Annotated in this window: 19 protein-coding genes; 10 read left to right on the top strand and 9 right to left on the bottom strand. The window is 54.2% G+C overall.

Translation table 11 applies throughout. The features are described 5' to 3' along the window. Positions 1–316: 316 nt before the first annotated feature. Complete coding sequence (gene ychF, locus IEY52_RS20810) at positions 317–1,414, bottom strand: redox-regulated ATPase YchF (protein WP_189006342.1); 1,098 nt, start codon at positions 1,412–1,414, stop codon at positions 317–319. A gap of 336 nt (positions 1,415–1,750) precedes the next feature. On the opposite strand from ychF, the gene IEY52_RS20805 reads away from it, so the two are divergent. The 3 genes from IEY52_RS20805 to IEY52_RS20795 all read left to right on the top strand — a co-directional run bounded on the left by IEY52_RS20805 (position 1,751) and on the right by IEY52_RS20795 (position 3,088). After that, the gene (locus IEY52_RS20805; RefSeq protein WP_189006338.1) at positions 1,751–1,909 is read left to right on the top strand and encodes a hypothetical protein; all 159 of its coding nucleotides are present in this window, start codon (positions 1,751–1,753) and stop codon (positions 1,907–1,909) included. 167 nt (positions 1,910–2,076) lie between these two features. Beyond that, entirely contained in the window at positions 2,077–2,337 is a 261-nt protein-coding gene (locus tag IEY52_RS20800; RefSeq protein ID WP_189006334.1) for a hypothetical protein, read from the top strand. A 40-nt stretch (positions 2,338–2,377) separates the two neighbouring features. Further along, the gene (locus tag IEY52_RS20795) at positions 2,378–3,088 is read left to right on the top strand and encodes a metal-dependent hydrolase (protein WP_189006331.1); all 711 of its coding nucleotides are present in this window, start codon (positions 2,378–2,380) and stop codon (positions 3,086–3,088) included. Between the two features lie 78 nt (positions 3,089–3,166). On the opposite strand, the gene IEY52_RS20790 is transcribed toward IEY52_RS20795, so the two are convergent. The 8 genes from IEY52_RS20790 to IEY52_RS20755 all read right to left on the bottom strand — a co-directional run bounded on the left by IEY52_RS20790 (position 3,167) and on the right by IEY52_RS20755 (position 12,342). After that, complete coding sequence (locus tag IEY52_RS20790) at positions 3,167–3,592, bottom strand: hypothetical protein (RefSeq protein WP_189006328.1); 426 nt, start codon at positions 3,590–3,592, stop codon at positions 3,167–3,169. Positions 3,593–3,974: 382 nt separating this feature from the next. Then, positions 3,975–4,919 carry an alpha/beta fold hydrolase gene (locus IEY52_RS20785; RefSeq protein WP_189006325.1) on the bottom strand — a complete coding sequence of 315 codons (945 nt, stop codon included), beginning with the start codon at positions 4,917–4,919 and terminating at the stop codon, positions 3,975–3,977. A 69-nt stretch (positions 4,920–4,988) separates the two neighbouring features. Then, positions 4,989–5,963 carry an alpha/beta fold hydrolase gene (locus IEY52_RS20780; RefSeq protein WP_189006322.1) on the bottom strand — a complete coding sequence of 325 codons (975 nt, stop codon included), beginning with the start codon at positions 5,961–5,963 and terminating at the stop codon, positions 4,989–4,991. Positions 5,964–6,083: 120 nt separating this feature from the next. Next, on the bottom strand, positions 6,084–6,887 hold the full coding sequence (locus IEY52_RS20775; RefSeq protein WP_189006319.1) for a polyphosphate kinase 2 family protein: 804 nt from the start codon (positions 6,885–6,887) through the stop codon (positions 6,084–6,086). 151 nt (positions 6,888–7,038) lie between these two features. After that, entirely contained in the window at positions 7,039–8,247 is a 1,209-nt protein-coding gene (locus tag IEY52_RS20770; RefSeq protein ID WP_189006316.1) for an aminotransferase class I/II-fold pyridoxal phosphate-dependent enzyme, read from the bottom strand. After that, a complete protein-coding gene (locus IEY52_RS20765) occupies positions 8,244–9,416 on the bottom strand; it encodes an alanyl-tRNA editing protein (protein ID WP_189006313.1) in 1,173 nt (390 codons plus the stop codon). The genes IEY52_RS20770 and IEY52_RS20765 overlap by 4 nt, the downstream gene beginning before the upstream one ends. A gap of 95 nt (positions 9,417–9,511) precedes the next feature. Beyond that, the gene (locus IEY52_RS20760) at positions 9,512–10,117 is read right to left on the bottom strand and encodes an LURP-one-related/scramblase family protein (RefSeq protein WP_189006310.1); all 606 of its coding nucleotides are present in this window, start codon (positions 10,115–10,117) and stop codon (positions 9,512–9,514) included. A 107-nt stretch (positions 10,118–10,224) separates the two neighbouring features. Then, positions 10,225–12,342, bottom strand: coding sequence for an alpha-amylase family glycosyl hydrolase (locus IEY52_RS20755; RefSeq protein WP_189006307.1), 2,118 nt, complete (start codon positions 12,340–12,342; stop codon positions 10,225–10,227). 124 nt (positions 12,343–12,466) lie between these two features. On the opposite strand from IEY52_RS20755, the gene IEY52_RS20750 reads away from it, so the two are divergent. From IEY52_RS20750 to IEY52_RS20720, 7 genes are all read left to right on the top strand, one after another. Beyond that, positions 12,467–13,264, top strand: a complete 798-nt coding sequence (locus IEY52_RS20750; RefSeq protein WP_229684896.1) for a PIG-L deacetylase family protein — start codon at positions 12,467–12,469, stop codon at positions 13,262–13,264. A gap of 129 nt (positions 13,265–13,393) precedes the next feature. Beyond that, a complete protein-coding gene (locus IEY52_RS20745; protein WP_189006301.1) occupies positions 13,394–14,140 on the top strand; it encodes an META and DUF4377 domain-containing protein in 747 nt (248 codons plus the stop codon). Positions 14,141–14,271: 131 nt separating this feature from the next. Then, the gene (locus IEY52_RS20740; RefSeq protein WP_189006298.1) at positions 14,272–15,189 is read left to right on the top strand and encodes an aldose epimerase family protein; all 918 of its coding nucleotides are present in this window, start codon (positions 14,272–14,274) and stop codon (positions 15,187–15,189) included. Between the two features lie 240 nt (positions 15,190–15,429). Continuing rightward, a complete protein-coding gene (locus IEY52_RS20735) occupies positions 15,430–16,176 on the top strand; it encodes a hypothetical protein (protein ID WP_189006295.1) in 747 nt (248 codons plus the stop codon). After that, positions 16,173–16,916, top strand: a complete 744-nt coding sequence (locus IEY52_RS20730) for a hypothetical protein (protein WP_189006292.1) — start codon at positions 16,173–16,175, stop codon at positions 16,914–16,916. Before IEY52_RS20735 ends, IEY52_RS20730 begins: the two co-directional genes overlap by 4 nt. A gap of 123 nt (positions 16,917–17,039) precedes the next feature. Continuing rightward, positions 17,040–18,209: a homocitrate synthase gene (gene lysS, locus IEY52_RS20725; protein WP_189006288.1), complete on the top strand. Its 1,170-nt coding sequence runs from the start codon at positions 17,040–17,042 to the stop codon at positions 18,207–18,209. Positions 18,210–18,301: 92 nt separating this feature from the next. Continuing rightward, positions 18,302–19,168 (top strand): PhzF family phenazine biosynthesis protein, encoded by an 867-nt coding sequence (locus IEY52_RS20720; RefSeq protein ID WP_189006285.1) that lies wholly within the window; start codon positions 18,302–18,304, stop codon positions 19,166–19,168.

The following is a 19,168-nucleotide window of genomic DNA, read 5'->3' as shown; positions in this document are numbered from 1 at the left end:
CGTTCGGTTGTCAAACAACTCCGCCTTCGTTTCTGCGTTTCCGCTTCCTCTCGGGCGAAGAAAAGAATACTACCAATAGGCATTTATGTCAACACTTCCAGAACGGCATCTACTGCATTGCTTACCTGGAAGCGTTCCAGACAGCAATAACGTCCATCAAAACCAGCCATCAGAACCCCAGTTGTCTATACAGATTTTTGGGAGAAGGGGCACAGAACAAGGGAAACAAAAGCCACAAAACCAGCCGGGCCTGCCAGGAAACAAAGCAAAATCCCCCTTTGCAGGGGGACAGGACAAGAACATCACGAAGATGGAATCAGATGCCCGACAGGATGTAGAGCACGTCGCCGTCTTTGACCACGTAATCTTTGCCTTCGGTGCGGACCCAGCCTTTGGATTTGGCATTGGCCCAGCTTCCAGCTTCCACCATCTTGTCCCACTCGATGACTTCGGAACGGATGAAACCTTTTTCCAGGTCGCTGTGGATCTGGCCTGCAGCACCAGGGGCCTTGGTGCCCTCACGGATGGTCCAGGCCCGCACTTCTTTTTCACCCGAGGTGATGAAGGTGATCAGGCCGAGGGTTTTGTAGCCCACCTTGACCAGCTGGTCCAGACCAGACTCCTCTACCCCGAGGTCTGCCAGGAACTCCTGGGACTCTTCAGGGGTCATCTCAGAGAGTTCTGCTTCAATCTGGGCACTGATCTTGACGACCTCGGCTCCTTCTTTTGCAGCGAATTCCCGGACGGCTTTCACCATGTCGTTGTCTTCAGTGAGGAATTCCTCGGAGACATTGGCCACATAGATCACAGGCTTGATGGTCATCAGGCCAAAGTCTTTGGGCACAGGCATCTCATATTCACCGGCACGGGCAGGTTTGCCTTCTTCCAGCACTTTGAGGATGCTCTGGGCCAGGGCCATCAACTCTGCAGAGTCGCGGTCATTGCTCTTGGCTTTCTTCTTGAGGTTCTCGATGCGCTTTTCCAGGCCGTACATGTCTGCCAGGATCAGCTCGGTGTTGATGGTGTCGATGTCCTCGATGGGGTTGACCTGACCTGCAACGTGCACCACGTTGGGGTCTTCAAAGCAGCGCACCACGTGGGCAATGGCATCCACTTCACGGATGTTGGCCAGGAACTGGTTGCCCAGACCTTCTCCCTTGTGGGCCCCTTTGACCAGACCTGCAATGTCCACGAATTCCACAGCAGTGGGAATGATGGGCGGAACCCGATCTCCTTTGGTGAAAATGTCCGAGAGGGCTTTGAGGCGTGGATCGGGAACCGTCACGATTCCGACGTTCTTGTCGATGGTGGCAAACGGGTAGTTTGCGGCCAGTGCACCTGCTCTGGTGATGGCATTAAACAGCGTAGACTTGCCCACGTTGGGCAGTCCGACAATTCCAATTCCTAAACCCATGCTTTTCCTCCTGCTTTATAGATCAGTCAAAGCTGCTCTGGTGTGCACCTGTTTGCCTGTCTCTTGCTTCTGTGGGATGGAGTGTCCCTCCTGTCACCCGAAGCAGTGTCTGAATAAGCGTACAGCAAGAGGGTAAGGAGGGCAAACGCCAGACCCTGGAGGGCAAAATGACAATGTTGCTTCAGGCATCTCACCTGGAAACTGCAGTTGCTCGCAATCCTGCATTTGTCACAACCCTGTGATTCGGCTGCAAAAAACATCCCTGGAAAGGACTATCATGAATACACCTTCTCTACAACCTGATCCGGCCCAGATGCATTTTTCAAGGAGACGAACATGCAAAAATGGCTTGCTTTAAGCTTCATCACTGGTCTGTTGCTCGCTGGCTGTGCACCCAAAACCCCTCCCCAGGAGGGAACTTCTGGTCCCAGCTTCAGCAAATCCACCATGGTTGCTGGAGTGCTCCCAGCAAAAACCACCCATCACCTGCTGTAACACAGCAAAAGGTCTGAGCCCTGCTGCCAGGAGGGTCTGAAACATTCAGATCCTCCTCAAATGTTGCTGATGGCCATGCTGCCAGACCATCAACCTCACCCATCCTTCTGGTCCCTCTCAGTTCAGCAGGCTACCCTGAAGAAAACCCTCTTGAGAGGAGCCCCATCATGCAAAACCAGCAGATGCGCAACATCATTCGTCAGCTTTTGACCGAAATTGTTCGATTGAGGTTCAAAAACCATCAGGCCAAACACCCACAGATGGACCCGGAATTTGCAGATGACCGCATTCTGGGCAAGGTGGGTGACATGGAACAACTGGTGGTTCCGTTGTTTGGGGAAGAAGAAGCCAGGGTGATTGTGCGAGAAGCCCTGGAAGCCGCCCGTGAGGATTACGCGGCAGATCCTTCCACCCCGGTGCAGCCCTGATGCTGCTCCGAAGCTGTACAGCAAAGTGTTATAACAGTGCATGCCTGCCAAACTGACTTTTATGGGCCATGCCAGTTTCAAGCTGGTGACAGATCAGGGAAAAACCATCCTGATTGATCCCTGGCTGAAAGACAATCCTGCCTGTCCCGAGCCCTTCAAAACTTTTGCTGGAGCAGACCTGATCCTGATCACCCATGGACATGGCGACCACATGGACCTGGAGGTGATTTATCAGGCTGCCCGGATGGGCACCCGTTTTGTGGTTCCCAACCCCATCCGCTGGTTTCTGATCGAGCAGGGCATTCAACCGGGCCTGTTTGAGGGAATGAACAAGGGGGGAACCATTGAATTGATGGACGTGAAAATCACCATGACCCAGGCTTTTCACCATGCCCAGATCAACACCGAGAACGGGGCAGAGTGGCTGCATGAGGGCGTGGGGTACGTACTGAACCTGGGAGACAGTCGCATTTATGTGGCTGGTGACACCTGCATTTTTGGAGACATGCGTCTGATTGCAGAGATTTACCAGCCCACCCTGGCCCTGCTGCCCATTGGAGACCGCTTCACCATGGGACCCCTGGAGGCTTCGCATGCCATCCGTCTGTTGCAGGTCTCTCAGGTGGTGCCTTTTCATTACGGGACCATGCCCACCCTGACCGGAACCCCTGAGCAGCTTTCTGAGCTGACCAGAGGGATTGAGGGTTTGCAGATTCTGGCCCTGCAGCCCGGTGAAAGTTTAACCCTCTGATTTGATCCCATCATGCGAAAAGGACTCCAAACAGGAGTCCTTTTTCTTGTTTTTTGAAAACCAGCAGCAAACCAGACCTCAGCGGATCAGGGTGCAAACGTGGGTGTTTTTGCCTGCAGCTTTGATGTAGACCACCAGTGAGGGATCAAAGGTTTTGCTGCCAAAAGCCGAGAACATCATGGAGTAAGAACCATCTCCTTCATCCACCCATTCGTTGTGGCGTTTGAGCAAAGGGTTCTTTTTGGCTTTTCCTCCAGCGCTGGCATCTGCTTTTTCCAGGCTGAATTTGAGCAGGGCACCCTGGAATTCCTTGAACGCCTGAGGTGCCACATAAGCGGTGACTTTTTCAGAATTGGTTTTGCTGAGGGCCTGACAGAAAGGGTTGCTCTGGGTTTTGAGTTTTCCTGCTTTGACCAGTTCTTTGGAGATGGTGGCATTGGTGATGCCTGCAGCCTGAGCAAGGGTTCCAACCAGAAGTGCAACAACCAGGGTGGGTTTCAACATGCTCCATCATGAAAGGAATTGCATCCAAAATACAAGACACCCGAAAAAAGACACCCGAAAAAAGAGAGAAGCCCCCAGCCGGGGACTTCTCTCTGAAATGGCTCTGTTTTGGGAAAGACAACGGCGGTAGAAGCTACCCTACCCACTGCCAAGGTGGGGCACAGAGTCGATGGGTTGCGAACACGAGCAGAACATTCTGAACCCTGCCCACCAATGGAGCCGTGGGTGTTCTCGTGCGCCGTTATTAGTATAACACAAATATGATATTTTGCCATAGACATAATTATACCGAGTCAAGACATTGACCCTAATGCTGGGTTTCCAGGCCACCCGTCTACAGTTTCAGTTCAGCACTCCAACACCAAGCCTCCAAAACCAGCTTTCAGGGTCCTTGCAAAAAACCCTGAAGCAACCCATTGAATTCTGCGGACCGCTCATCGTTGGGAATGGCACGGGCAGTGAGCACCTGCAACTTCACCTCTGGCCTCAGGTCCAGAAATTTCTGTGCTCCAGACACGGGTGTGTTCACATCATCTGAACCCCACACCATCATTGCAGGTTGCTTCAGGGCCGCCCACTCTTTTGCAATGTTCAGGCTGGAATAATCCGAGATGAAAGAAAACACTGGATAAGCAGCGTTGGGATCTTTCAGGTTGTTCTGGTAGATCTTCTTCAGTTCCGTGGTGACCAGAGACTGGTCCAGATACACCTGCTGCTTCAAAAAGAAACTGACACTGAACCGGCCCCGCAGAAAACCTGCAATGACATCACCCAGTGGGGAGCCCACCAGTGAATTGTAGAAATCTGCGTTGGGTGGATTCACCAGTTTCTCAATGCCTGTGGGAGACACCAGTGTCAGGGATTGCACCAGTTCAGGATCATTGTGGGCGATTTTGATGCTGTAGGCAGCACCCAGACTGGAAGCGACCACATCAGCCTCCTGCTGCACCACCTCTTTCAGAAAAGCCGTTAGTGTTTTGACGTAAAGGTCTGCCGTGTAATTCTGAGGTCTGGGGATGCTGCGCCCAAAGCCAGGCAAATCCAGCACATACACCCGGTGGTTTCTGGTGAACGCAGCAGCATTTTTGACCCACTGGTAACCCGAATTCCCTCCTCCAATGCCATGGATGAACACCAGGGGTGCACCTTCACCGCCCACCTCGTAATACACAGGCTGGTCGTTCAGAAGCACTGTGTGGCTTTCTTGCAGACCCGCAATTCTCGGTGAGGGCAAAAGTCCAGTGGCTCTGGGTGCGCAGGAAGAAACCGCCAGTGAAATCAACAGCACTGGTCCCACCAAAGAAGGCCCCATGAAAGATCGTCTCATGGAGCCATTGTCGGAGAATGCAAAAACAACTTCAGAAGCCTGAACTACAGTAAGGTCAGTCCTCCAGGCTCAATTGTGATTTGGGGTCAAAACATCCTCTCCCGTGGGATCCCCCAGAAATTGCTTGAGGAACCCATTGAACTCTACAGATTTCTCGTCGTTGGGAATGGCCCGGGCATAAAGAACCTGGGATTCCAGTTCAGGTTTGAGGTCTTTGAAGTTCTGCAGGCCTTTCACAGGCGTGTTGATGTCTCTGGCCCCCCACACCACCACGGTGGGCTGGGTCAGGTTCTCCCATTCCTTCTTGATGTTCAGGTTCAGGTGCCCGGTGATGAAGGCAAAAATGGGGTACTGGGCATGGGGAAGCTGCAGGTGCATGTGGTAGACATCCTTGATGCCCTCATTGATCAGGTCACGGTCCAGGTAAACCTGCTGGTTCAGAAAATAACTGACACTCAGACGGCTGCGAATCAGCAAAGAGAACAGGCTCCCGATGGGAGACCCAATCAGCTGGTGGTAAAACGCCATGTTGGGCGGATCAATGAGCTGATCAATTCCGGTGGGCGACACCAGGGCCAGCTTTTTGATCAGGTCCGGGGAATCATGGGCGATCTTGATGGCATATGCACCCGCCAGGCTGGAAGCCACCACCGTGCAGGGCTCATGCACCACTTCTTTCAAAAAAGCTTCGATGGCTGCCACATAAAGTCCAGCACTGTAATGCTGGGGTCGGGCCATGCTGCGCCCAAAGCCAGGCAAATCCAGCACATACACCCGATGTCCGGCCAGGAACTCAGGGACATTCTTGATCCACTGGTACCCGGAGTTGCCCCCTCCAATGCCGTGAATGAACACCACGGGTGGACCTGCACCCCCCACCTCATAATAGATGTCCTGTCCGTTGAGGGTGATTTTCTTGCCCTCTTCCATGCCAGGAATTCTGGGGGTGGGGAGCACGGTCAAAATGCGTCTGGGAGCAAAGAGATACACCCCCACTGTCAGCAGGGCAAAAAAGCCAATGGTTTTTCGGATGCTCAGTTTCATAAGAACAGTGTGCCCACTGGCCCCTGCCTTTTCAGCAGGAATTGTTACGCCAGAAGGCAGAAACCCTGTTTTGCACTGTCCTTTTGAGATCTTTTGAGATCTTTTGAGATCCTTTTGGGGTCATTCAATGGTGATGTGATCCAGTCCCTCAGCAATTTTGGGGTACTTGAGGTCCATGCTTTCCAGGGCCTGCACCAGAATGGAGCCAACCAGAAAATTGCGGTACCATTTGCGGTCTGCTGGAATCACATACCAGGGTGCAAAACCAGAGCTGGTCTCGGAGAGGATGCGTTCATAAACCCCGGTGTACTCATCCCAAAGGGCACGTTCTTTGAGGTCACCGGGGTTGAATTTCCAGTGTTTTTCCGGGTCGTCCAGGCGTTCCTGCAAACGCAATTTCTGTTCCTCTTTGGAGATGTGCAGGTAGAACTTGAGGATGCGGGTGCCTGAATCTGACAGCAACTCCTCAAAATGCCGGATGTGCTTGTAACGGCGGTCGATGGTGTCTTTGTCTGCCAGACCGTGCACGGTGGGCACCAGAATGTCCTCGTAATGGCTGCGGTTGAAGATGGTGACCTGTCCTTTTTTGGGGGCCACCTGATGGATGCGCCACAGAAAATCGTGGGAAGCTTCCAGTTCACTGGGCACCTTGAAGGGCACCACCCCGACCCCCAGAGGGTTGAGGCCACTCATCACATGCTTGATGGTGCCGTCTTTGCCACCAGCATCCCTGGCCTGCAAGATCACCAGCAAACTGCGTTCGTTCTCGGCATACAGGCGCTCCTGCAAATCCATCAGGCGGGTGCGCAGCTCTTCCATCTGGGATTCGGCTTTTTCTTTGGTCAGTTTGCCTTTGTCATCGGTTTTCCAGTCTGCCAGCCGAACATGCCTGGGACGATCAATGCAGTACTTGTCAAAATCCATGTTTTCATTTTAGGTGAAAAGCTGTGATACACCTGATTTGTCATGAAAAAGTCAGGTCTGGAAAAGCAATGGGGAGAACACTGATGCTGCTTGACACCAAAAAAAGGCAAGCCCTGAGGCCTGCCTTTCAAATCTGGGTCTGGGTTGAATTTTAGAGGGCACCTTCAAGGTCAGCAATGATGTCCTCAAGGCTTTCCACACCCACCGTCATGCGAATCAGGTAAGGGGTCACACCAGCGGCCTGCTTGCCTTCTTCGGTGAGCCTGCCGTGGGTGGTGGTCCAGGGATGGATGCACAGGGTGCGGGTGTCTCCCAGGTTGGCCACCATGCGGATCATCTTCAGGCTGGCAAAGAAACGCTGGGGATCTTCCACCTCGAAGGACATCACTGCCCCGAAGCCGTTCTTCAGGTATTGCTGGCCCAGCGCATGGAAAGAGCTGGATTCCAGACCGCTGTAGTTCACGGATTTCACTCTGGAGTGGGCTTTCAGGAAGCGGGCCACTTTCATGGCGTTGTCACATTCCTTGAGCATGCGGAGTTCCAGGGTTTCCAGACCCTGCGCGATCATGAAGGCATTGAAGGGACTGAGGGTCATTCCCAGCTGGTGCACCCCAATGGAACGCACTTTGCGGGCCAGCGCCTGATCGCCATACTGGGCTTTGAGGTCCTGCAGGATGGGGATGTTGTCGATGTTGGAACCGTGCTTGACCATCACGCAACCGGCCAGGGCGCTGCCGTGCCCTCCGGCCCATTTGGTCAGGCTGTGCATGATCATGTCTGCACCGTGGTCAAAGGGACGGCACAGGTAACCCACACCCGCCAGGGTGTTGTCCACACAGAACAGGGCACCATGGGCGTGGGCCACATCGGCCCAGCCTTGCAAATCTGCCACATCTCCGTTGGGGTTGGAGACGGTTTCCACCCACAGCAGGCGGGTGTTTTCCTGCATTGCACCTTTTGCGGCTTCGGGGTTGTTGTCCACGATGGTGGAGGTGATACCCAGGTTGGGAAGCACGTTGTTCAGGAGGCCTGCTGTTCCACCAAAAACCGCACTGGACGCCACAATGTGGTCTCCAGCTTTGCAGGTGGAGAGGAAGCAGGCCAGGGTGGCCGCCTGACCGCTGGCCATCACCACAGTGGCATCGGCCCGTTCCAGGCTGTTCAGGCGCTCTTCGAGGGCCTGGTTGGTCATGTTTTGCATTCGGATGTAGCTGTATCCGGTGTTTTGCTGAAATTCGTCTGCGGCAACGTCCAGTTCATCGAACTGGTAGGCAGCCGCCGGGTAGATCGGGATGCCGAGAGGCTCTGCGTGGCCCCTGGGAATTCCGACGTGCACGGCTTTGCTGGAGTAGTCTTTCATGTGGTTGCTCCTTCACGCCAGAGGTGGATCGCTCGCTCAAGGAATTCAAAAGGGGCGCTGCCCTGTGCAAGATCGGGCTTGCCACCGCCTTTGCCCTGCGCGTTCTTCAGTATTTCTGCTAAAACCTCTTTTGCGGAAGCCTTTGTGCTAGACGTGACCACCACTCGGCCATCTGGCGTATAGGCCACGCACAGCAGATCAGGCTGCGCTGTTGCCACCTTGCTGAAGGGTTTCAGCATCTCGCTGTCTGCCAGAGGCACCACCTGCACCCCGGATTTTCCAGACAACAGGCTTTCTGAGAGGGCTTCATAAGCCGCATTCAACTTGCGCCCTTTCTCCAGGGCCTCGGTTCTGAGGCCTTCCACCCGTTCTGCAAGCTTTTCAACGCTGGTGGAAAAAGAACTGGCCAGGGTTCTGGCGTCCCGGTAGATCTGGGTGAGGAGCTGGTAAGCTTCATGACCCGTCACAAAAAAGACACGTGTGAGCCCTCCAGCCACTTTCTCCAGTTTGGTGATGAACACCGCGCCCACCTCACCGGTGCGGTTCACATGGGTTCCTCCGCATGCACTGACCTCCCAGTAACCGGTGCGGTCCATGCGGTCCATCACGCAGACCAGACGGATGCGCCCTTCCACCTGGGGCGGTCTTCTGAGGGGGTACTGCTTCAATTCGGCACCTGTCACCCAGGTGGTTTGAAAAGGCAAATTGCGGTAAATGGAGCGCATGATCACCTGTTCAGCTGTTCTGGCATCTTCTTCTGTGGGATTGCCTGAGAGGTCCAGGGTGCATTCGTGGCTGCGCATGCTGACCGCCTGCACCTTGAATTCAGGATTCACCCGCAAGAAGGCCTGGGCCAGCAGGTGCTCCCCAGAGTGCCGCTGCATGTGCTGGTACCGCAGGCTCCAGTCCACCTCTCCATGCACATAAGCCCCCACCTCGGGAACAATGTCTCCCGTCAGGGTGTGCCAGACCTGCCCATCTGCTTTCTGCACATCTGTGACCGGAATGCGCTGGTCTTCCCAGACAAAAAACCCCTGGTCGGCATTCTGCCCTCCGGCTTCCGCATAGAAAGCTGTCTGGTCCAGCACCACCTGGTTGCCTTTGCGGGCCGTCACGGTGGCAATGAAACTGGTGCGGTAAGAGTCTTCATGAAACAGCAAAACCGTCATGGAAACCAGTGTATCTCAGGGCAGAAGGCAAAAGGCAGAAAGCAAAGAGCGCGTTCGCCTTTGCCTTCTGCTGAAGTTGAAGTGGAGGTTTTGGCTCAGCCCCTGGCACGTTCCAGCAAGACCGACTGGGCCAGGGCCAGCAAAGCCAGTTCCTGATGCTCTTCGGAGACCTTCTGGTCTGCTTCCATGGTGAAAGACCTTTCAAAGAAGGAGCGTTTCTTCTTGATGCGGAACAGGACCCTGCCTGAAGTGTCCTCCACCAGATAAACGGGATTGATGAACATCCCAAAAATCCAGCCAATGCCATCAATTTCACAGAGCAGGGCGTCCAGCAGTTTGATCCAGGGGTTTTCCTCCCGGATGCGGAACACCTCTTTCTGGTTGTGGTCGGTGACACTGTAACTGATCCGCCAGATGGACCTCAGGCCGTTGGCGCGGATGCTTCCCAGGAATTGTTCGCCCTTGTAGCTCCAGAAGTTGTGCACCGCCCAGAAACCGCTGATGCGGTCTGCTTTCATGCGGTACACCGGAATGGTTTTGTTCACATCCTGATAGGCCGTGGTGTCTTCACGCAGGGTGAGCAACTTCTGTTTGATCTGCAACACCAGATCACCAGAGGCATTTTTGACCTGCAATTCGGGGGACAGGGTGACAATTCGGAAAGTGGCAGTGAGGGGATAATTCAGTTTGGCAGTGACCATGAGACCCATTGTTCCATCCTGTAATCCCGATTGCAATTTGATGGTCACAAAAACCAGCTGGCGTCAAAAAGGGCAGGCTTCTGGCCTGTCCTTTTTGACCCAAAACATCACTTCAATTCAAAATTAAAATTCTGCTGGGATCCTTCCACCTCTGTCCATTCGGTGCTGCCAGCATCGGGGTGTCTGGCCCGGAGCTTCTGTTTTCCAGCAGGCAGGGGCAGGTAATAGCTGCCATCCTCCAGGGTGAGCGCATGGAAAAGGGTGTTTTCTCCTTCGAGAGCCACCAGCGCATTGGCGACGGGCTGACCATTTCTGGTGACTTTGCCGGTCAGGACAAACGGTGGAACCGGAGACACAATGAAATTGTAAACCCCCTGCACATCAGCGTTTTCTGCTCTGGCCACCACAGAGCGGTCTGGCTCTCCAAACCCTTCGTATCCCGAGTTCTGCGCCCTGGGGTTCAGGTTGCCGTACTTGAATTTCAGCAGGGTGTTTTTGGGCACGCTGATGCTGGTTTTCCAGAAGCCGGGGTGCTCGGGGTCTGGTTGCATGGGATAGGTGACCTGTGATCCGGTGTCAAAACGCCTGAGTTCAATGGGACCATTGCCCTGTGAACGGGCATCCACAGTGAAGTTCATTTTGACCAGTGCGCTGGCCCCTCCCGCTTTGGCAAGGGCAATGCAGGGGTTTTCCGGGGCAGCGTATGGGTTGCTTCCTCTTTCTGCGGTCAGGATGTAGAAAGAGCGGGCAGGCAGGGAGCCCACCAGGTTGCCATCTGCATTCAGGCTGACAGACAGGGCTTTCCCGGTCAGTTCGCTGAGGGGTGCGCTGGCTGCAAAAGTCTTGGAGAGTTCCAGAGGCAATGCACTCAGGTCAATGGGGCTGTCCCCGTTGTTCATCACCACCACCAGCGGAGGCTGTCCCAGTTGCGAGCGTTTGAAAGCAAAGATGTTGGTGTCACCGTAGGGCCTGCACACCTCTGCATACTTGCCGTTTCTGAGGGCCGGGGTGCTGGCCCTGATCTGGTTGAGGGTCATCAGGCGTTTGCTGATGGGGGCATCCTGGGCTCCGGTGAAGTTCATGTCTTCCCGGTTGCTGCGGCCCAGCGGATAATTGTAGGGATCACCCTCTCCGGGAGAGGCCAGTTCGGTGCCGTAGTAGACCACAGGGGTGCCCCGTAGGGTGTAAATCAGGCTGAGGGCCAGATCCAGCCGTTCTACAGCTGCAGTTCCAGTCACGCCACGCTCTGCTGCCTCTGAGATGAAGCGTTTGACATCGTGGTTGTCGATGAAGGTGCTGAGCCTTCTGGCATCTGGGTAAACGCTGTCCTGGGCCAGCACCTCTGCCACTTTTGTGGCATCTCCCCCACCAGAAATGCTGTCTTTGATGGCCCCATACAGTCCAAAGTCAAAGACAGAAGGAGAACCCATGTTCAGAAATTTGGAGAGGAACACCGGGTTGCCATCGAAGACCTCACCCACCGTCCAGACTTTTGCTGGGTCTGCAGGTCCACCCTCAGCAAAGAACTGCGGCCAGTACGCATCGCTGGAGTGCTTCATGGTGTCCATACGGATGCCATCAATGCCCACCTCCTTGACCCAGTAAGACACCGCATCATTGAGCAGTTTCTGCACTTCTGGAAGCTCTTGCTTGAGGTCCGGGAGTCCAGCCAGGGCGCAATCCTGATCTTTGTTGCTGCTGGCATTGCAATCTGCCTGGGTGTGGAAGTATTCCGGATGCGTTTCTGAAAGGGTGGCCCCGTAGCCCAGGTGGTTGACCACCATGTCCTGCACCACCTTCAGGCCATTCTCGTGCGCCACTTTCACCAGTTCTTTCAGGTCTTCCAGGGTGCCCAGATGGGGGTCCACTTTGAAGTAATCCTCGGCCCAGTAACCGTGGTACCCTGCGAATTCTGTTCCAGCATTGGGTCCACCTGTCACGGGTACAGGTGGGGTCTGCAGGTACACCGGAGTGATCCAGATGGCCGAGAAGCCCAGCTTCTGGAAATAGCCTTCTTTGATCTTCTGGGTGACGCCTTTGAAGTCTCCCCCATGCCAGTTGAGGGGCTGCTGGGAATTGGCTCCCAGATCGTTGCTGGTGTCTCCGTTGGCAAAGCGGTCTGTGAGCAGGAAGTAAATCCGGTCGTTGCTGAAATCTGGGGTCTGGGCAAGAGCAAAGCTGGATAAGAGTCCAAGGCTGAGCAGCCAGGTTTTCAATTGTCGCATGGAAAAAGTATAAGGGAAATTTGGAAGCGATACCAACAGAGAAGCAGAAGGGTTCCTGCTGTCCTTTCCAGAATTCCCTCTGCCGTCACACATCCCCGCAAACCCAGCCTTTATGCTCAGGTACATGCCGACATTACTTGCACTGTATGCCCACCCGGACGACGAAGCTTTCTCAGGGGGTGTTCTGGCCCACTATGCAAAACTTGGGGTGGATGTGCACCTGATCTGCGCCACCCGTGGCGAATCGGGCAAGATCACCGACCCTGAACTGGAACACATCACCGATCTGGGCGCACAACGGGAACAGGAGTTGCGCGATTCCTGCGCTGCCCTGGGCATCCATGAACCCATCTTTCTGGGCTACCACGATTCAGGGCGTTTTGAGCGCACCCAGACCGAGAACGGCTCTGCTTTCATGCACCAGGACATTTTTGAGGTGGAAGCAAAACTCAGGCCTTACATTGAGTCCCTCAACCCTGACGTGCTGCTGACCTTTGACCCCCACGGTGGCTACGGGCACATTGACCATCTGGTGATTCACCGGGCAGTGACTGCACTGTTTTATTCTTCTGGCACCCCCAAACGCCTGTTCTACAACGTTCTGCCGGTGTCCTTTGCCGAGCGCATGGCCCAGACCGGCATCAACCAGAACCTGGACCCAAAAGTGTATGGCGTGAGTGATGCGACCATTGCCGTGAAACTCGATGTCAGTGCTGTCATAGAGCAGAAACAGGCTTCCATGAAAGCCCACCGCAGCCAGATGGGGGCCAACTCCCGCTTTGCCAAGATGCCCCCGGAGTACCTGGAGCAAATGCAGGAAAGCATGAAAACCGAGTATTTCGCTGTGGGTGGCACCCGCACCCCCATTCCCAGCTTTCCCCTCAAAGGTTTCTTTGATGGCCTGGGGTTTGATTTCGACTGAACATCTGGCTTTGCCGAATCTGACCCTCTCTGACCACCTTCTTGCTTTGCAGGAAGGTTTTTTGTGGCCTTCATCTGGCATGAAGCGCTCCTGCTGCATTCTCATGTTTTGAACTGACACAATGGTGGCATGAGACACATGTTGATGGTGGGTGCACTGCTTTTGAGCCCCTTGGCTTTTGCACAGGACCCCACCGAAGGGGAATGGACCCTTTTGATTTCGGGCAATTTTGGCAAGTTTCAGGAACTGGTGCCTGCACCCACCCTGAAAATCCAGGGCAAACAGCTTTCAGGATTTTCCGGTTGCAACCGCTATTCGGGCAGCCTCAGCCTGAAGAGCAACAGCATCAAACTGGGGCAACTGGTCAGCACCAAAATGGCCTGTGAAACCCGGCCCCAGAAAACCGAGCAGGTCTTCATGAAATCCCTGCAAGGGGCTGTGCGCTATCAGATCAACAACAACACCCTGATCCTCTACACCAAGGGTTCGGGGATGATGGTGTTCACCCGCAATCCTGAACAGAAAATGGAAGCCAAAGCTGCTCCTGCAGGAGGGCTCCCCAAAACCGAAAACAAAATTGAAGCCAAGAACCTGAAACCTGAAGCCCTGGTGCAACCCGCCGACACCCAGGTGCTGTTCGTTGCCCCCAAAAAGGTGGATTGCACTGGAGCTGCACCCATGAAATGCCTGCAGGTGCGTTCTCCTGACAAGAAAGACTGGGAGTTCTTTTACAGTGGCATCGAGGGTTTCAATTACGAGGAAGGCTTCAACTACAAGATCCGCATCCGAACCGAAGATGTGAAAAACCCTCCAGCAGATGCCAGCAGCAAACGCTACATTCTGGTCGAGGTGCTGGAAAAAACCCCTGCAAAATGAGGCCCGCCCGACACACCATCAACCCAGCCATCTGCCATTGCTGGTGGTTTTTGCCTGTGACGCTGTATGAAAAGCCCTGAATAGTGTACAGATGACACCCATTCACAGCTTTTCATGTCCATAATGGGGCCATGGAATTACACACCATCTCCAACGGCCAGTTGCGCCTGCAAGTCCATGAACGCCTCGGAGCCAGCATTGCCGCTTTCCAGTTCCGCATTGGGGGAACCTGGCACCCCATCATGCGTGAAGCTGCAGATGAAGCCCTGAGTGGCAACATTTCCAGCCCACTGAGCAGCTACACCCTGGTGCCTTTCTCCAACCGCATTCCAGATGGAAAGTTCACCTTCAAGGGCAAAGCTTACCAGCTGATGACCAACACCAAACAGCACACCACCATTCACGGTGATGTGCGCAACCGCCCGCACCGTCTGCAGGAAGCCACCTCCAGCAAACTGGTGTTCTCTTTTGATTCCAGAGACCATGAAGACCTTGAGGCCTTCAATTACCCTTTTCCCCTGATCCTGAAAACCACTTTTGAGATCGAAGGCAACACCCTGACCCAGACCCTGAACATCCACAATGTGGGTGAAGAGGAAATGCCCATCGGCTTTGGCATTCACCCTTATTTTGTGCGCTCTTTTGCAGGTTCTGGAGATGCTGTACTGCAATTCAAGGTGGATGGAGTTTACCAGACCGACAGCAGCAACATCCCCACCGAAGGCAAACACCCCCTGCCTGCAGATCTGGATTTCAGTGAAGGAAAAGCCATTGGAGACCGCCAGTTTGACACGGTATTTGGTGGTTTTGATGGCAACCTGCAAATCCAGTATCCGGAAACCCCCTACAGCCTTTCCATCCAGGCAGATCCGGTGTTCCAGCATTTGATTGTCTTCACTGCACCAGACGGCACCCTGGCCCTGGAGCCTGTCACCAACTGCACCAATGCTTTCAACCTGCATGAACAGGGGGTACAGGGCACGGGATTCCTGAGTGTGAAAGCCGGAGCGAGCATCTCGGGCAGCATCCGTTTCACGCTCAAGAGCTGAAAATCCTTTTCACCTCTGCACTTTCCATCCTGTTCCACACCTGCCCTGAAGCAGGTGTTTTTGTGATCCAGGAAAACACCTACACATTCATGACCAACTGGTCACAAAACTTCAGGGCAACTTCATCTATCCTGAAACAAATTCCTTTGCAGGAGGTTTTAAAGTTCCTTCTGGTTTTGTTGTGGTTTCATATCGATAATTCGCCCAAATCCATCTTTCAGTTCATTGTGAGGACATTCAATGAAAAAACACCTGCCCATCTTGCTGGTGCCTTTGCTGGCATCTTGTGGTTTTGACTTGCCCAGAACCGATCCCAATGCCTGGCTGGCCTTCAATCAGGACTTCAAGAACCTCTCTTACAACCAGGACCGCACTCCTGCCCAGCGTTTCTTTGATGTGCACTTCCAGGAAACCGCAGAGGTGCACCTGAGCACCGATGCTGCCACCCTGAACAATCAGAACATCACTCTGGTGGACCTCGCAGACCAGTCGGTCATTCCTCTGAACATCACCCTGGAGGAGCACCAGGATCCGCTCTGGGGGGTCATGGGCAGGTATGCGCTCATCAAATCCAGCACCGTGCTGAAATACAACCACAGCTACCGTTTAAAAGCAGGCATGGGCATCAAAACCGAAGATGGACACGGCATGCTCAAGGAAGAAAGTTATGACTTTCAGACGGAGAAAGAGCCCCTGATGCTGGCCATGACTGGCGAGGCTTTTGAAGCTGAAGACCGGACCTATCATGTGCAGGTCAAAAACACCAGTGCCTTTGCAAGCGCTGGATTGATCTTCAAGAAAGAATGTTTTGAACCTTCTTTCAGGGAATACCATGCTTACCTGTCCGCTTTGCCTGCAGGCGCATCCGTCACAATTCCCCTGAAATTGATTGGTGGAGATGCTGGTGAAAAAACACCTCCCAGCGCATGCAAACCTCTTCAGGCCTACGATTACCTTGCCGAACGTGAAATTCAGGTGCAACCATGAAAAAAATCTTTCTGTTTCTGCCCTTGCTGCTCGTGGCCTGCAACCGCACCCCACGGCCCTACGATGCCAACATCATTCCTTCAACAGTGATTTTTGCTTCTCAACAGGACCTGTACAACAACGATGCTCTGAGAAGGGTGGTGGTGAATGACCGCCAGACCATCACCCTGAAAATCGACATTCCCTCCAGAATCAATTCCAGCAACCTGTCTCAAAAGTTCAGCCTGGATTATGGCGACAAAAAGCACATCCCTTTGAAAGTCACCCACCAGGAATACCTTTCTGCCACGGACAACCAGATTCACACCCTGATCACCCTGCAGAACACCCAGCCTCTGAATTTTGCAGAAGGCGAATCCAGCAGCGAATTTCATCTGGGTTCTGTGGCCACCTCTGACGGCAAGAAGCAGACCCTGGAGTCCACATTTGACCTGGACCTGAGAATGGCCGAAGTGGTTCTACAGGGGAAAAACCTGCAGTTGTCTGATGCAGGCGATGCCCAGGAGCTCTGGGCCACCGTGGTAAATCCCACCAGTGAAACGGTGCCTGCTTTCATCGTGCGGGGCAGTTGCCAGGAAGAGGCCAGCATGGCCACTTTCTATCAGGCCATTGAAGCCCTGCCTGCCAAGGGTTCTGTGCAGGTGAAGCTGAAATTCCGCAATGGGGTCAAAAACCTGAGCAGCACAGCAGACTGCAACATCTGGGGCAGCCGTTCTGGTGATGCCATCGCCATTGAGTGAAGCTTTTGCTGAACCCTTGCACTTTTGAAAATCCCATAAACTGACCCTAGACTTTTCAAATGTAAACTTTATTCACAATTTATTTGACATTTGATAATTTTTAGGGTACATTGTTTTTCACTTATGAGTCAGGAGTTCCGCAACCAGGAGTACAAAGCCTACATTCCCGCAGACCGGTGGTTCATCATCGATTCCACCCTGCGGGAAGGTGAACAATTTGCCCGCGCCAGCTTTTCCAGCGACGACAAAATCGAAGTGGCCCAGGCCCTGGACGCTTTCGGTGTGGAATTCATCGAAGTGACCACCCCCATGGTCAATGAACAGGCCGCAAAAGACGCAGTGCGTCTGGTCAATCTGGGCCTGAACGCCAAGATCATCACCCACGTGCGCTGCGCCATGGAAGACGCCAGACGGGCCATTGACACCGGGGTGCACGGGCTGGATTTGCTGTTCGGGACCTCCAGCTACCTGCGTGAATTCTCCCACGGCAAGAGCATCGAGCAGATCATCGATCAGGCCAGAGAGGTCATTCAATACGTCAAATCCCAGGGTGTGCAGGTGCGTTTCTCTGCCGAGGACACCTTCAGAAGCGAAGAAGAAGACCTGCTGAAAGTCTATCAGGCCGTGGACGAGATCGGTGTGAACCGGGTCGGACTGGCAGACACCGTGGGCGTGGCCACCCCCAGACAGGTGTACTCCCTGGTGCGTGAAGTGCGCAAAGCCGTGAAGTGCGACATCGAATTCCACGGTCACAACGACACCGGATGCGCCATCTCCAACGCCTACGAAGCTGTGGAGGCCGGAGCCACCCACATCGACACCACCATTCTGGGCATCGGGGAAAGAAACGGCATCACCCCCATGGGCGGATTTCTGGCCCGCATGTTCACCTTTGACCCCCAGGGCCTGATGGACAAGTACAACCTGGAAATGCTGCCCCAGCTGGACAACATGATTGCCCGCATGGTCGGTCTGCCCATTCCCTGGAACAACTACCTGACCGGGGAATTCGCCTACAACCACAAGGCAGGCATGCACCTGAAAGCCATCTACCTGAACCCCGGTGCCTACGAAGCCATTCCTCCCGAAGTCTTCGGGGTGGGCCGCCGCATTCAGGCCGGCAGCAAACTGACCGGCAAGCACGCCATTGCCTTCAAAGCCCGCGAACTGGGACTGCACTTCGGGGAGCACCAGCTGCGTGACATCACCGACCACATCAAGGCCCTCGCAGACAGTGGCGACCTCGATGACGAGCACATCGCAGACATCCTGAAAAGCTGGGTTCTGGCTTAAAGGTTTGCTTTTCCCGACGGCCATCAGTGCGCAAAACACCCGCAGCTGATGGCCGCTTGCTGAAAACCCTGGCCCCCTTTTGAGAGGAAACCATGCCCCAGACTTACATTTACACCGTTTACAGCGATTACCCCAGTGCCACAGGCGGGAAAGTCATTGCTGTGTGCGAGGAGGCCCAGGAAACAGATTTCCAGGCCATTGCAAAGCAAAATGCCGTCCAGTACGGAGCTCCCATCACGGCTTTCATCACTGAATATGGGCAAGACCATGTGGACCTGCGTTTTTTCAATGCCCAGAAGGAAAAAGGTGACTCTGACTCTGGAGCCATTGTGGCCCTGGCCCACCTGCGGGAACGGGGTGAGGTGGCAGAAAACGTGCAGTTGAACATGCAGGAAGTGATGCAGGCCAGACTTCAAAAAGGCATGTACCACATCCTGCAGGGAAATGCAAAAGCCTGGGAAGTGCATGCCGATCTGGACCACGTGTGCGAGGCTTTGCAGATTGACCGCTCGGATCTGGACCAGAGGTACCCCATTCTGGCCGCAAGCACCAGCAGGCCCAATCTGGTGGTTCCTCTGACCGCTGAGGGCCTGAGGAGCGCCAAACCCAACCTGGAACTGGTCACAGACCTCAACCATGCCACGGGCACCAGAGGCCTGATTTTTGTGTGCCTGGAGGGAGAAATCAGCTTCAGGTACACCGCTCCACTGAAGAACATTGTGGAAGACAACGCCGCGAGCAACACTTATGCAACCCTCTGCGGATACTTATCTAAAGTGGGTATGCTGGAAGATGGAGCGCAGCGCCTGAGCGTCACACAAGCCGTTCACATCAAAAAACCCTCCAGACTCAGTGCAAGCTTCACCGTTCAGAACGGCGAGGCAAAAGACATCTGGGTGGGCGGACTGGTCACCCGGCAGGAAGTGCTGGACCTGACCACCGATGAAGAAGAGGAGTGA

This window comes from Deinococcus roseus, assembly GCF_014646895.1.
Classification (GTDB): Bacteria; Deinococcota; Deinococci; order Deinococcales; family Deinococcaceae; genus Deinococcus_C; species Deinococcus_C roseus.
The sequence above is the reverse complement of the archived record's forward strand: the minus strand, read 5'-3'. Positions and strand labels throughout refer to the sequence as shown.